Source organism: Vreelandella massiliensis (assembly GCF_900155385.1).
Classification (GTDB): Bacteria; Pseudomonadota; Gammaproteobacteria; order Pseudomonadales; family Halomonadaceae; genus Vreelandella; species Vreelandella massiliensis.
On the sequence record NZ_LT699744.1, the window covers coordinates 825,594 to 840,228 of the forward strand.

At 63.2% G+C, this 14,635-nt stretch carries 10 protein-coding genes; 6 read left to right on the top strand and 4 right to left on the bottom strand.

The genetic code is table 11. The annotated features are described in order from the left end of the window. Positions 1 to 29 precede the first annotated feature (29 nt). Entirely contained in the window at positions 30 to 2,750 is a 2,721-nt protein-coding gene (locus tag BQ9846_RS03795; protein WP_075879271.1) for a CHASE2 domain-containing protein, read from the bottom strand. A gap of 93 nt (positions 2,751 to 2,843) precedes the next feature. Here BQ9846_RS03795 and BQ9846_RS03800 point away from each other — a divergent pair, with 93 nt between their 5' ends. Further along, on the top strand, positions 2,844 to 4,178 hold the full coding sequence (locus tag BQ9846_RS03800) for a methyltransferase (RefSeq protein ID WP_235818897.1): 1,335 nt from the start codon (positions 2,844 to 2,846) through the stop codon (positions 4,176 to 4,178). Positions 4,179 to 4,183: 5 nt separating this feature from the next. On the opposite strand, the gene BQ9846_RS03805 is transcribed toward BQ9846_RS03800, so the two are convergent. Both BQ9846_RS03805 and BQ9846_RS03810 read right to left on the bottom strand, forming a co-directional pair. Further along, complete coding sequence (locus BQ9846_RS03805; protein ID WP_210433165.1) at positions 4,184 to 4,969, bottom strand: Mut7-C ubiquitin/RNAse domain-containing protein; 786 nt, start codon at positions 4,967 to 4,969, stop codon at positions 4,184 to 4,186. Beyond that, a complete protein-coding gene (locus tag BQ9846_RS03810; RefSeq protein ID WP_075879272.1) occupies positions 4,957 to 5,157 on the bottom strand; it encodes a hypothetical protein in 201 nt (66 codons plus the stop codon). The genes BQ9846_RS03805 and BQ9846_RS03810 overlap by 13 nt, the downstream gene beginning before the upstream one ends. 483 nt (positions 5,158 to 5,640) lie before the next feature. Here BQ9846_RS03810 and BQ9846_RS03815 point away from each other — a divergent pair, with 483 nt between their 5' ends. The 5 genes from BQ9846_RS03815 (at position 5,641) to BQ9846_RS03835 (ending at position 12,066) form a co-directional block, all read left to right on the top strand. Further along, complete coding sequence (locus BQ9846_RS03815; RefSeq protein WP_075879273.1) at positions 5,641 to 7,527, top strand: TonB-dependent receptor plug domain-containing protein; 1,887 nt, start codon at positions 5,641 to 5,643, stop codon at positions 7,525 to 7,527. Positions 7,528 to 7,616: 89 nt separating this feature from the next. Continuing rightward, on the top strand, positions 7,617 to 8,708 hold the full coding sequence (locus tag BQ9846_RS03820; protein ID WP_144049369.1) for a hemin-degrading factor: 1,092 nt from the start codon (positions 7,617 to 7,619) through the stop codon (positions 8,706 to 8,708). Positions 8,709 to 8,716: 8 nt separating this feature from the next. Then, entirely contained in the window at positions 8,717 to 9,520 is an 804-nt protein-coding gene (locus tag BQ9846_RS03825) for a FecCD family ABC transporter permease (RefSeq protein ID WP_235818898.1), read from the top strand. Beyond that, positions 9,517 to 10,302: a heme ABC transporter ATP-binding protein gene (locus tag BQ9846_RS03830; protein ID WP_075879275.1), complete on the top strand. Its 786-nt coding sequence runs from the start codon at positions 9,517 to 9,519 to the stop codon at positions 10,300 to 10,302. Before BQ9846_RS03825 ends, BQ9846_RS03830 begins: the two co-directional genes overlap by 4 nt. Positions 10,303 to 10,464: 162 nt before the next feature. Next, on the top strand, positions 10,465 to 12,066 hold the full coding sequence (locus tag BQ9846_RS03835; protein ID WP_075879276.1) for an ATP-binding protein: 1,602 nt from the start codon (positions 10,465 to 10,467) through the stop codon (positions 12,064 to 12,066). 40 nt (positions 12,067 to 12,106) lie between these two features. Here BQ9846_RS03835 and BQ9846_RS03840 read toward each other — a convergent pair whose 3' ends face one another. After that, complete coding sequence (locus BQ9846_RS03840; RefSeq protein ID WP_075879277.1) at positions 12,107 to 14,635, bottom strand: YbcC family protein; 2,529 nt, start codon at positions 14,633 to 14,635, stop codon at positions 12,107 to 12,109.

Consider the following 14,635-nt stretch of genomic DNA (forward strand, 5'->3'; position numbering starts at 1 on the left):
GGCTCCGGCGGCTCGGGTAGCGACGGCTATCAGTCGGTGTCACGGTCATCCTCGGCAAGCCCACTCCCCGTCAGTTGATGCTTGGCCAGTTCCTCACGCAGTGAAAGCGCGGGGAGCCGGATCTCAATACACAGGCCCTGGCCCAAGGCGGAATGGCCCTGGAGCTTGCCGCCCCACTCGTGTACCCGGCGGCGCGCTTGAGCGAGGCGCTGAAAGGCGGGGGGAAGCTCCCCGCTGTCTTCTTCAAGCAGCGCCTTGAAGCGCTCGTCGGGCATGCCGTAGCCCTGATTTTCCAGGCGTAGCAGCACCCGGCTTTTTCCTTCGTGCGTTTGCTGCTCAAGATCGAGCATGACCTTCTTACCGGCAATGCAGTCCTCGGCGAGAACTTCCATGATGTCATCGAGTACCTCAATGACATTACCTGCGTCGACGCGCACCAAGGTATCGACCGCGCTCTCACCGGTGGCAAGCTCAAGCCCACCGGCTTCAAGGCGCGGCGCCCAGCGTCGTGTGGTCTCCTCGAGCAGGGTTACAGGGTTCACGGGGAAATCGGTGAGCCTGTGAATATCGGCAGCGCTTTGATGGTGTTGTGTTGCCTGTTTCGAGCTCTGAAGGGCGGATTCAAGCGCTGCCTGCAGGTGGCTTGCTTCATCGCTTGCAGGCAGAGCCCTTGCCGCCCGCAGGCTCGATTCAATCCGTTGGCAGAGGTCGGCGTCGATCATGCGGCTGACATCCTGTTTGAGCCGCTCGAGCCACACCACCTGGCTGACATCCACGAGTTCAAACAGAAAACCCAGAAAATGCAGGGGGGTGTCTTCCCGCTCGGAACTGCCCGGCTTTAGGCTCTCTTCCCGGGCGTCTTCTTCCAGCGCCTGGGCCTTGAGAGGGCGCACATTAAGCAAACAAGCACTGCCTGCCAAGGGCAGGTCGACGGCAAATACTCGCGGCTGGTCGGTCTGTACCAGGTACTGCAGGTGACGGCGAGCCTGGGAAAGGGGCATGTCGCCAAGGGTCGCGAGGACATCGGCGGCGGTCAGCGAGAAGATGGAGAGATCCGCGCGCCGGGCCAGGTCCTTCATTCGACGGTTGACCTGGGAGACCTGGCCGAAGGCGTCGTAGAGGATGGTGCTGGTCTTGAGGTTGTCAAAAACGTCTTCGAGCAGCGAAATACGGCGCTCGAGCAGCAGCGCCATGTCGCTTAGAGACTGGTACTCAGCTTTCAGGGAGTCGAGTTTCAGCAGTCGTGCCCATTCGCTGGATTCGCGCTCCTGGCGCGCCTGAAAGCGCTGGCGCCGATACAGCAGCTCGCCGATGCGCTCGCTGAAATCGCCGAGCAGCGAAAGAAAGAAGGGCGTTTCGTCGAGTGTTTGCTTTGTCACCTCCCCACTGAAAAAGCCCAGAACCCGCCCGTTGAACTCTAGTGGCACGAGAAACTGCCGGCTATCGGGCGCGGGGTTTTTGAGAAAGGCTTGGTTCAAGAGCAAAGGGCCGCCTTCGAGCCGCGCTGAGGCGTAAGGTGTGCGCTCGAAATCGCGCCGGCGCTCATCGATGTCCTCGATGGAGCAGCCGTAGGCCTTAACCTCGCGGACGTGATGGCGCCCTGGAATGCGCTCAAGCACGATGGCTTTTTCCAGATTCAGCAGCTGGGTGGTCAGCAGGATGACGTGGCCCCACGGATCGTCGCTGGTATTGAAGTCCGTGGGTAGCAAGCGGTCCTGAAGATAGCCGCTGCTGGTGCGCAATACCTGCCTCACCGTACTCGATTCACGCCGCTGTTCACGCCGGGAGATCAGATACCAGAGCAGCAGGTGAAAAGCGATAAGCTGGCTGGTGGGCACTATCCAGCCGACAAAATGCAGGGCGGCCCAGCCAGCGGCAAACAGCACAAGGCTTCCGCCAATGGCGATGCCAAGCGCATGGGATACCCCCCAAAAGACATACAGCAGGATCGCGGCCACTATCAGCACGCCCCAGAACAGCAGGTTCTGCCAGGGTGTGATCCTGTGCAGCGAGGATGGCTGCAGCAGCGTCTCCACCGCGTAGCCGGCATGCATCAGCCGGGATATCTCGCCTTTAACGGAAAGGGGCGTTTGCAGGGGTGGGTTCAGCGAGTCGATGCCTTGCCCGATGAGCACCGCCCGGCCATTGATCAGGTCGGGGGTGAGGTCGCCTTTCAGCACGCGATCGAGCCTGATCAGCGGGAGATGATTGATGCCGGGGCGAAAGTCAATGAGAAACGCCTCCCCGGCCACCTCCTCTTGACCGGCAAGGTTTGCGACGGCCGCTTCCAGGCTGGTGACGGTGTCATCGCCAATGCGTGGGTGCGGCTGATGCAAGCCTACGTCTTCAGGCCAGGGCGAGGGCGCCGGGGTTATCACAGACGCGTGCGAAGAAGTCTGGTCATGGGCCTCACCGATGACTACCCCCTGCTGCCGCGCAGCATCAAGGCCTGCCTTCGATACGCGTGGCGGCGGGTACATCACGCCGATGGCAGCGGGCTCGAAGCGTTTAAGCTGCTGGATCAACAAAGGCCACTCATCTTCTTCCAGGGTTTGCAGGTCGCCTTCTACCAGCAGCACCTGGGAGGGTGGCTGATCGATGGGGGGCATTAGCCGATGGTACTCACGATAGACCGAGGCGTCGGGCAGGCGAAAAACGCCTGCGTAGTCAGCAAGCCAGATAAGGACAAGGGTCACAATGGCGATCAGAAGGCCCGCGGCCCGCCAGCGGCTCAATGGGATCAGAAGCATGGAGGCTACCTAGGGTAAATGAAAAGGAATCGGCTGGTAGCCAAGTGTCTTCTTGCTAGATCTTTGCGCTTAGTTGAAAACATACAATAAATAATGCTTTTTATTCAAACGCACTACGGAGCAGAGGTTGCGGCTTTCCATGGCTTACAGAATAAAACCCTGATTCGCAAGCCCGGCTCGGGTCGTGAAGAAGTGACGGGTCATGGTAAAATCGCCGCTCCAAGCGCTTCTCCTCGAGACCTTGCCTGCATGCACCTGACCCATCTTCTCGCCCGGTGGCAGCCGCTCTGGCGCCCCTTGCCGTTTCAGCACCCCGTCCTGCCCTGGGAGGCGGACTACCCCGAGCTTGGCGCTATGCTGCGTTCGCTGACCGATGAGGACTGTGCGCGCCTGGAAGACGACCCCTTCACCGACTCCCCACTGGCTCGCTGGTTACCGGTCGAGGCGCTTGCCGAGCTCGTGACACTGCCCGCGCTTTCTGCCCGGAATGCAACGAAACTGCCCGAGGCCTGGTGCCAGCATGTGGGCGGGCGCAAGTGGCAGCAGATCGAGGCCTTTGCCGAGCGGCTTGCCTTCATCCCGGGCCAGAAGCTTGTCGAGTGGTGCGCCGGCAAGGGCCACCTGTCGCGTACCCTGGCGCGCCTGCTCGAGAGCGAGGTTTCAGCCCTCGAGTGGCAGCAGGCACTCTGTGACCAGGGGCAGGCCTTGGCCGAGCGTCAGGGCGTGGCGCTTCGGATGTGCCGGCAGGATGTGCTGGCTCCCGAAGTGGCCGATGCGCTCAAGCCCGACAGCCATCTCATGGCCCTGCACGCCTGTGGCGACCTGCACGTGCGCCTGCTCGAGCTTGCCGCCGAGCGCGGCAGTGCCGTCACTCTTGCACCCTGCTGCTACCAGCGCACCACGGCCGAGCACTACCGGCCGCTCTCCCGGGAAGGGCGCCGGCTCTGCGAGCGTTTCGGGCTTTCACTCAGCCGCGAGGACCTTGCCCTTGCCGTGCAGGAAACCGTCACCGCCCCGCGCAATGTACGCCTGAACCGCCAGAAAGCCAGTGCCTGGCGGCTGGGTTTCGATGAGCTTCAGCGCGAACTGCGCGGCCTGGACGCCTATCTGCCCGTGCCGAGCCTTGCCTACGGAGCGCTGCCTTCAAGCTTCGAGGGTTTCTGCCACTGGGCGGCAGATCGAAAGGCGATCACGCTTCCCGACGGGATCGACTGGGCGCGACATGAACAGGCCGGCTGGCGCCGCCATGGTGAGGTGGCACGGCTTGAACTGGTGCGCCACCTGTTTCGCCGGCCTCTGGAAGTATGGCTTGCCCGGGACCGTGCCCGAATGCTTGAGGAGGCGGGCCTTGCGGTGGAGCTCGGTACCTTCTGCAAGCGAAGCCTTACCCCGCGCAACCTCATGCTGCGTGCCAGGGCGCCAGCCTGATTCGTTCATTGCAGGCGTTTTCGCAGCCGTTCCACCATTGACCGCATGCGCTCGACATGACTGCCGTGCCAGTAGAGATGGCCGCAGTTCTCGCACTCGAAAAAGTGCTCGACATGGGCCCGGGTGCGCGGCTCCAGGCGATCCTGAACATCCGCCTTGTCCACCTCCACCAGCAGGCCGTTGCAGCGAGTGCAGCGTGTGAAGGGCGCAAGGGCATTCACCAGATCGAAGGTGCTGCACACCTCCTCAAGCTGAGCCAAGGGCTTGATGTTGCGCACGAAATGCGCCTGCTCGATGCGTCGGCGCATTAGCAGCCCACGGTCACGGCTGAGCACGATCCGCTTCTCGCTCTCGGCAAGCTTGGCGATCTCGTCATCCTCGATGGCGTGGTGATAGCGGCAGTCAAAGCCGAGCAGGCGCAGGTGGCGGGCAAGCTTGCCCAGGTGGGCATCAAGCACGAAGCGCGGCCTTGGCGCAGGTCGTGGGCGCAGGTGGCACACGGGGGCTACCGGCGGCACCAACGACCAGGGATAGACCTCGATCTGCTCGCCGCCTTCCAGCTGGCAGAAGAATCCCGCTGATTCGCCATTTACGAGGATCACGTCCACTTCGGTATGAGGCACACCCAGAGACTCGATCACATCCTTGACCGCCGCCTTAGGGGGAACGTCACGGCTGAAGGCGCGCGATCGCCGCTCCCTGGGCAGGAAGTCGTTGAGCTCGCCATGAAAGCGAAAGATGGTCTGTCGGGTGTGGCCTATTCCATTGCCGTCATGGGTCATGAGCGCCATGCCTCGGCGACAATCTCGTAGCTCTTAGGGAAATGCTCGAGGCCCTCGCGAACGGTTTCGGGGCCGCCGAGGATGGCGGTACCCAGGAACTGCTGGTGTTCGGCCATCCAGAAGCGGATGAAGCCCAGCCGCTCGGTAAGCTGCGCCAGGTCGAGGACGGGGAGAGGTGTATCGGTGAGCCGGGGCATGAGAACTCCATGGTGCGGGTTTGCCTGAGCCTTCTACCATCGGGGCGGCGGGCGCGATATGCAATCTCCGGCGGGGTTTGGGCATCATCAATCGCTTGATCCTGTGATGACGCGTTGCATTTTTCACGGACTCACGGACCTTGGGTTTCAGCCGTTATCTTATTGGAGGTCATGATGGTCGCAGCAAGAAAGATGTGGACGGATCAAGCCGCTTCCAAAGCTTTCAGCATTGCGCCGCGCCGGTAGGGGTGTCCGTGCGCCTGCTGGGTGACTATGGATGTGGCTCGCGGGCGGATTTCGGTCGAGCTTTTTTTATAAATAAATCTAACTTGTTCTCATTTGCATTACTTTTGCTATCTGGTATTCTGCATCGCCATCAGCAGGCCATGTCCCCAGGCTCACGCTCTGCGAGCCCAGCCCGTTACGTCTGCTGTATGTGCTTGTTTATGCATCCCTAGCATCCAATGACTGGAAACGATCATCATGAAGTTGCGCTCGACCCTTACCCTTGCTTCCACCCTGCCTTTGAGTCTCGTGCTGAACACCTCACTTCAAGCGTCGGACGTCGTGCTTGAGCCCCAGGTGGTCACCGGGCAGATCATTAGCGGTGCAGACCGTCACCCGGGAACCGTCGATCGGGTCAGCGCCGAAGAGATCGCCCGTAGCGGTGCCACAAGCGTGCAGGAAGTGCTGCAGAATCTGCCGGGGGTGTATCTGCAAAAGGCGGGCAACGTGGCTCAGGACGCGCCCAGCATTCGCGGCTTCTCCGCCGAACAGACGCTGGTGCTGGTCGACGGCAAACGGGTACCCAATACCGACCGTAACCTGAGCTTTCAGCCGGCCTATCGCTACAACTGGGTACCGGTAAGCCAGATCGAGCGTGTGGAAGTGATTCGCGGGCCGGCGGCCACGCTCTACGGCGCCGATGCCATGGCCGGGGTGATCAACATCGTGACCAAAAAGGCCGGTAAGGAGTGGGTGGCAAGCGTGGACGGCGAGCTGGGCTACCGGGACGGCGACCATCAGAGCGACTGGGTCAGCGCCGCCGTGGGCGGCCCGCTTGGCAGCCGCGGCGATTTCAATCTGTCGGTCTCCGAGCGCAACGAAGAGCCCATCGTGGCCGACGACGGCACTACCCGCACCTCCGAGCTAAATAGCCGCACGCTGCAGACCGGGGTCGGCATCGCGCTGAGCGATACCGACCGCGTGGAGGTGGACCTGCTGCTGGGTCGCGACGAGGCCTGGGAAATCGGTCCCGCCCACGGTTTTGGCATGCGCACCACCGAGCTTGAGCAGGATCGCCGTCTGCTCTCGACCAGTTACCTGACTCGCCTGGGTGGTTTCGACCTGCAGTTCAGCGCCACCCAAGGCAGAACCGACCTGCTGGAGGGCTCAAGCGACTGGGAAGTGGATGAAGACAACTACGAGGCCAGCCTGGAAGGACGCCTGGGCGAGCGCCATCGGCTGTCCACCGGGCTCTTGCACCGCCGAGAAGACGTCGCGCGCAACGACAAAGACTTTGACGATAGCGTCAATGCCACCACGCTGACGTTTCAGGATCGCATCAGCCTGACGTCGCGCCAGGCCCTGACGCTTGGCGTGGCCTATGACCACCACAGCCGCTACGACGATGAAATCAGCCCGAGCATTTACTGGAACTGGGGTGGGATGACGGGCCTCGGTCTCAAGGCCGGCTACGGCGAAAGCTACATGGCGCCGGGGCTTTCCAAGGCTACTTCCGACTACGTGATTCCCGCCGGCCCCACCCGGCGCTACGAAGGCAACGACGACCTTGAGCCGGAAACCAACGCCACCTTTGAGCTGGGCGCAAGCTACAGCCAGCCGGAGTGGGAAACCAGCATCACGCTGTTTCACAACCGCATCGATGATCTGATCACGACCGGTGAGTATCAGGATGGCCGCGTCACCGTGGCCCAGTACCAGAATGTGGATGAGGCCATCACCCAGGGGGTGGAAGCCGAGTTTGACCTGCGCGCTGGCGAGTACAGCCGCCTGCGCGCCAGCTACACCTGGCTTGACAGCGAAAATCGCGCCGAGCGCTATCGCGGCAATGCGCTTGCCGATACTCCCGAACATCTGTTCAAGGTGGTGGCCGAGCACACCCTGCCCAACGTCGGCAGCACCTTGTACGGGGCCTGGCGCTATACCGCAAGCCAGTACGCCGACAGCGCCAACAGCGACAAGATCGACGCTTATCACGTGGTGGATCTGGGCGTGAGTCAGCCCGTAGGCCAGTACGCCAACGTCCGCCTGGGGCTGGATAACGTATTCGACGAAGTGGTGGAAAGCGGCGGTGAGTTTCTTGAGCCCGGCCGCGAGCTTTCGCTTCGCGTAAGCGCCGACTTCTAATCCCGCGCCCCGCGCCTGCCGCCACCGGCAGGCGCGGGGTTCCAAGGCACTAATATTTGCGCTCGACAGGAAATAAAAAGATGCATGCCATGTTTGATATCAGCCCGAAAGATACCCCGCTTGCCACGCCGTTTTTGACCGACCTTGCAAGGAAGTATCAAGTGCTGCAGGAAAGTGGCACCGCCGTACGCCGCCGGGATGCGGCCTATGCGCTTGGCTGCAGCGAGGCCGAGCTTGTGGATGCCCAGGCCGGCGAGCTGCGCCGTATTCGTCTGGACGCGCGCTTCGGCGAGCAGATCGAGGCGTTTCACCGGCTGGGCTACCTGATGACCCTGACGCGTAACGAGGCCGCCGTGCACGAGCGCAAGGGCAGCTACCCGCCGGCAAGAATCAACGGCCCCATGGGCCTTGTGATCAGCAAGGGGCGCAAGATTGATCTGCGCATTATCGTGGGGCGCTGGCGCTTCGGCTTTGCCGTGGCGGAGCCGGTGAAAGACGGCGTGCGCTATAGCCTGCAGTTTTTTGACGCGCAGGGCGACGCCGTGCAGAAGATCTTTTTGCAGCCGGAAAGCGACTTTGACGCCTACCTGGCGCTGGTGGATGAATTTCGCGCCGATGACCAAACCACGCCGCTGGCCGTGGAAGACGGGCCGGAAGAGACAGCCTATGCCCGGGATGCCGAGGTGGACACCGCAGCGCTTGCCCGGGAGTGGGACGAGATGACCGACGTGCATCAGTTCAGGGGCATGCTCGAACGCCACGGTGTCAGCCGCCAGCAGGCGTTTCGCCTGGTCGGGCCTACCCGGGCCGAGCCGTTTGCACCGGCCGGCGTGACCGCGCTTCTGGAGCAGGCCGCTGACCGCGGCGTGCCGATCATGTGCTTTGTCGGCAACCGCGGCAATATCCAGATTCACTCTGGGGCGATCAGCCGGGTCAAGACCATGGGGCCCTGGCTCAACGTGCTCGACCCTGAGTTCAACCTGCACCTGCAGATGGACAAGGTGACCCACGCCTGGGTGGTGCGCAAACCGTCGAGGGACGGCATTATCACCTCCATTGAGCTTTACATGGAGAACGGCGACACCGCGGCCCAGTTCTTTGGCGTGCGCACCCGGGAGGAGGACCCCGAGTGGCGCGGTCTGGCCGAATCCATGCTGAATCCGGAGCGAGCCTGCGCATGAGTACGCCAATGCTGAAGACGCGCCGGCTGCTGGGCGGTGTCGCCGTGGCGTGTGCCGCGGCCCTGGTGGGGGCCGCGGCGCTGGCGGCCGTGGCGGTGATCGTGCTTGGCAGCACCGCCCTGGGGCCGCTGATCGCCTGGATGGGCCCCTACAGCCTGATGCTGGCCGCCTTCGCTGGCGGCTTTGCCACCACACTTCTAGTGGCGCGCATTGCCACCTCAAGAAGCGGCGGCACTTCCACCAGCACGCTGCTGCTCGGCGGCATTGCCATCAACATCATCACCGGCTCCGGCATCGGCCTGTTTACCTACATGGCCGACGACGCCCAGCTGCGCACCCTGACGTTCTGGTCCATGGGCAGCCTGGGCGGAGCCATGTGGGAGGTGGTGCTAGCCGCCGGTTCGCTGATCGTGCTGGCGCTTGTGCTGCTGCCGCGCCTGGCGCGCCCGCTCAACGCGCTGCTGCTGGGCGAATCCGAGGCTCGCCACCTGGGGATCGACGTCAATCGGGTCAAGTATCGGGTGATGCTGCTCAGCGCGCTGGCGGTGGGGGCGGCGGTAGCGGCCGCCGGCATGGTGGGCTTTGTGGGGCTGATCGTGCCGCACTTGGTACGCATGACGCTGGGTCCGGACCATCGCTATCTGCTGCCGGCCTCGGCGCTTCTGGGGGGCCTGTTTCTGGTGGTGGCGGATATGCTGGCGCGTAGCCTGATCGCCCCGGCGGAGCTGCCTATCGGGCTTTTGACCTCGATGATTGGCGGGCCTTTCTTTATTGCCCTGATCATCGTGCAGGGGAGGAAATACCGGCTATGACGCTTACAGCCAAAGGCATCAGCTACCGGGTGGGTCGCCACACGCTGGTGGAAAACGTCGACGTCGAGGTGATGCCCGGCCGAGTCACCGCGGTACTCGGGCCCAACGGCGCGGGCAAAAGTAGTCTACTAAACGTTCTGACCGGCGAGGCGTCGCCTAGCGCCGGACAGATGACGCTCAACGGCGAGCCCTATGCCGCCTGGTGTCGTGAAGATATCGCCCGCCAGGTCGCGGTGCTGCCGCAAAAATCCACGCTCAACTTTCCGTTTCACGCCCTTGAGGTGGTCATGATGGGGCGTATTCCCCACGCCAGCGGCCACGCCCGGGATCTGGAGATTGCCCAGGCGTGCCTGAAGGAAGCCGGCTGCCTGCACCTGGCTAAGCGCTCGTTTCCGGTGCTCTCCGGCGGCGAGCAGCAGCGCGTGCAGCTGGCCCGGGTGCTGGCGCAGATCTATAACGACGCCTCTGAGTCGCTGGAAATCGCCCGCTATCTGCTTTTGGACGAGCCCACCGCCGCGCTCGACCCGGCCCATCAGCAGCTGACCCTTGAAATCGCCCGGCGCCAAGCGACGCTAGGGCTTGGCGTGCTGATCATCCTTCACGACCTGAACCTGGCCGCGCGCTATGCCGATCATGTCTTACTGCTGCAAAACGGCCGCTGTATCGCCCAGGGCGCAACGGATACGGTGCTTGAGGATGAGCGACTGTCCGCGCTTTATCAGCTGCCCATGCGGGTGATCGATCACCCCGTACGCCCGCACAAGCTGGTGGTGGCCTGCTGAGCGAGCGGCGCCGGCCCGGCTAAGCCTTTAGCGCGAATATCGACCACCTCCAGCGCCGCATTCGCGAAATCACCCAAATCCGAAGTCAGATTTTCGTGTGGCAACGATAGGCAGTCGCCCGTGCTAAAGTGGAGAAAGTTTTCCCTTTCAAGGTGCTATTCGATGGAGCGCTTTTTTAATAACGCCGGCCCAACTAAGCCAGACAAGCATTATCATATTGATCCGCTGATGCGTGTCGACTGGGAAGAGATTGGAGCGTTGATCGCGCAAGAGCGCTACTTCGTGCTGCACGCGCCGCGCCAGACAGGCAAGACCACCACGCTGCTGGCGATGATGAAAGCACTCAACGAGGCGGGGCGTTACGCCTGCGCCTACGCCAATATCGAAGGGGCGCAGGCGGCGCGGGGCGATGAAAGCAAGGGCATTCCGGCGGCGTGCAGTGCCATTGCGCGCTCTATCCAGCTCTATCTGGGCGATGCCTCGCTGGATGCCTGGTTGATGGCCCAGCGCGGTAGCAGTGCGCAGGATCTCCTCACCCGCCTGCTTGGTGAATGGAGCATGACGGCGGACAAGCCCACCGTACTGTTTCTCGACGAAGTCGATGCCCTGGTGGGCGATACGCTGATATCGCTTTTGCGACAGATCCGCGCCGGCTACGCCCAGCGCCCGGAGGCGTTTCCGCAGTCGATTGTGCTCTGCGGCGTGCGCGACGTGCGCGATTACCGCATGCACCAGGAAGGTGCGCAGGTGATCACCGGCGGCAGCGCGTTCAATATCAAAGCTGAATCGCTGCGTATGGGTAATTTTACCTATGAAGAGTGCGAGCAACTTTGGTGTCAGCATACCGAAGCCACCGGGCAGCTTTTGGACCCGGCGATTTTTCCCGAGCTATGGGAAGACACCCGCGGCCAGCCGTGGCTGGTCAATGCCTTGGGTTACGAGCTGACCTGGCGCTTCAGGCCCGCCCGCGATCGCACGCGCCTGCTCACGCTAGAGGATTACCGCGCCGCCCGGGAAAAACTCATTCAATCCCGCGCCACGCACCTCGACCAGTTGACCGACAAACTACGCGAGCCGCGCGTGCAGCGGGTGATGAGTGCGCTGCTCTCCAGCGAAGAGAGTGTCGATATCGATGCGGTCAAGCCAGACGACCAGCAGTATGTCGAAGACTTGGGCCTGATCGAGACGTACCCGTCCCTGCGTATCAGTAACCGTATCTATCGCGAAGTCATCCCGCGCGATCTTACCTGGATCATGCAGACGCGCATTCCCAACCAAGAACAAGCCTGGTACCTCACTCCCGAACGTCGGCTGGACGTGCCCAAGCTGTTGGCAGGATTTCAGCAGTTTTTCCGCGAGCACGCCGAGAGTTGGCTGGAGCGCTTTCAGTATAAAGAAGCCGGGCCGCAGCTTGTGATGCAGGCGTTTTTGCAGCGCATTATCAACGGCGGCGGGCGTATCACGCGCAAATATGGCCTGGGGCGCAAGCGCATCGACTTATTGATCGAGTGGCCGCTGAATGAAGCAAAAGGCTTTAACGGCCCGGTACAGCAGGTGGTGATTGAGCTCAAAATTCAACGCGACAGCCGGGAGGCCACCGTAGCGAAGGGCGTCGCGCAAACAGCCGGTTATGCGGACCAAGTGGGTGCCGATGAAGCCCATCTTGTGGTGTTCAACCGCGCGGATGATGTGCCATGGGAAGAGAAAATCTGGCAGGGCACTGAACACCACGGCGATAGGCCTATCCACACTTGGGGCGCTTAAGCTGTCTTTGTTAATGGCGACCAGGCGAACGTTAAATGTTTTACGTTTCCATTGGGCGGCCTTTTTGCACTGTTTGACGATGTAGCGGCGCTGCTGCACGCTTTGCGTCTGGTCCGGGATCGGCCGGGAGGCGCGGCAGCGGGTGCCATTCGGCCTGTGCGAGGCGCTCCAGTCCGTTCGGCGTCCATCTCAATAAGTGTAGCCAACCGTGATCGACCAGTTGGCGGAGCATCTCGTGACGCTCAAGGATGCCCTCGATGGCCTCGCGCGGGGCCTCGATACAGACCGAAAGGCGCAACGGTTCGTGCATCCAGCGCGCACCATCGTGGAGCGACTGTAGTGGCAGGCCGATCCGCAGGTCGCCGCCGTTGCCTTCGAACACGCCCAGATGCCCGCCGACCACGTTGTGTAGCACCTTGTTGCCGCTGCCATAGTGTGGGTTGTCGGTCACTGAGGCGTTGTACTGCATGTTGATCCAGTGGGTGACAATCATGGGCGCGGTCATGATCTGCTCCAGCCCCTGGAAGTCCGTATCCTGCTGCCAGTCATAGTCATGCAGGAAGGTGCGTCCCTCCAGGTCGACCCCGCGGGTACGGGCGCGCGGCGCGATAATGAAGGCGGCGTTGCCGGCCAGCCCCCATTCCGGCCGCACTTCGGACCAGTCTCGCGCACGCCGCTGCAGATCCTCCGCCACCGGCGTCTTGTCGTCCACGCCGAGAGAGGCACCGCGCTCCCGCTGGACCTGGTGCGTCGCCGCTGCCAGCCACGCGGGAAGGTCGGCCTCCAGCGCTTCGGCCTCGGCGTCGAAGAGCGTCAGGGCATCGGTGGTAGTGTTGTGCAGCGCCGCCACGAAGCGCACACCCTCCGGCAGCGCATGGCCATGCTCGCGCAGACCGGCCCGCACTTGGGGGTCATTGAGCAGGGCGGCCAGTACTCGCACATTGATCTCGCCGGTTTGGCCACCGCAGGCGCCGCAGTCCAGCCCGGCGGCATGCGGATTGTTGTGGCTGTGACTGCCGTGACCGACCAGCAACACCACTGGGGCGAAACGGGTCAGGCCCATGCCCTTCAGGATGCCATCGGTCAATTCGACCTGTTCCTCCAGCGACAGGGGCGCCGCGTCGCGGCTCAGCCGCCAGCGCGTGTCAGGCCAGGTCAGGTCGTTGAACGGGTGGGCCGAGCCCGCATCGGGAATGAAAGTGCGCTTTAACAGCTTCCACAGGCCGCTCAGTCCGGCGCTTTCCACCATGCTGAAAGCCGAGCCGGCGCCACCGCTCCACTGCTGCCAGCGCGCCTTCGGGGCCAGCTGGCGCTGCCGGTACCGCGTCAGATCGCCTGCCTCGGTGTCGGCCTCGGTCACGGTGATCCCGGCGCGCAGCAGCCCCGGCAGTTGCGGGCGCACCGTATTCCCGCCGGCCGGCGCATAGGCGATCGGCAGGCCGAAGAAACCGGCGAAGCCCAGGGTCTCGATGTCCGGGTGCTGGGCCTCCAGGGCGCGGCGCATGCGCTCTGAGCGCACATCGATACAGAAGGCCGCCTGCAGGCGCGGGCGTTCCGGCGCGCTTGCAAGGGGCTCGGTTGTCTCTCGGGGTGACAAGCGTGCCGCCAGGTGCGCCTGATAGGCCAGCTCCGCCGCACGCTGCCAGATCCAGAAGGGCGCCAGTGCCGTCTCGTGCCGCTTGAGCAACGCGGGCAACTGGTGCAACTGCTGCTGCCAGCGATACTGCAAGCGTTGCGCGGCCGCCGCTGACTGGCGGTGCTGCAAGCGCCACAGTGCCAGCTCCCAGGCCAGCCGAATGGCGATCAGCTCCGGCAGCTCATCGTGGCTGTCGCCATCCAGTTGCGCCTGCCAGCGCTCGTAGGCGAGCCAGGAGGCCCAGCCGTTGACGTCCAGCAGCAGGGCATGGGCATGGTCGGTCAGCACCCCCTCGGTCAGGCCTAGCTCCTCGATGGCAGTGGCCAGCAGGGTGTCGGCATCCTCCGGCAGGGAGGCGAAGATCTCGGGCAGCGCCGGGCTTTCCATCAGAATGGCGATGCCGTGATCCACCCGCGTGACTTCCAGCCAGGCGGCATACAAAGACGGCTCCGCGCGCGACAGAGGGCCATCGGCCTGATAGCGCGCGGCGCAGAACTGGCTGATCTGGTGGGTGATCTCGTCCCGCCAGGCGACCTGATGGTATTGATCGCGCTCGGCATCCAGCCAGTCCCCCAGGCTGTGCCAGTGCGGCAAGGCCGGCGTATCCCGTAGTGCCGCCAACAGGCTCGCGGTACTGGCGTGCTCACCCCGTTCGGCGGCAGCTGCCTGCAGATGCGCCGCTGTGATGCGTCCGGCCTCCCAGAGTCCGGCATAATGCTCGGCGGGCATCAGCACGCGGGCATGCGCCAGTGCCGAGAGGCGAGCCGCGACCCTTTCCAGCGGCTGGTCGCGCATCTCCCACCAGGGGTTCACGGCGATCAGCTGGTCCAGCGGCCAGGTCGGTGCGATGCGCCCCCCCGCAGCCTGCAGGGCCTGACGCTGCCCTGCCGTCAGCGTCGGGGCGGGAGAACGGAGGTTGTGATGATGAGACAT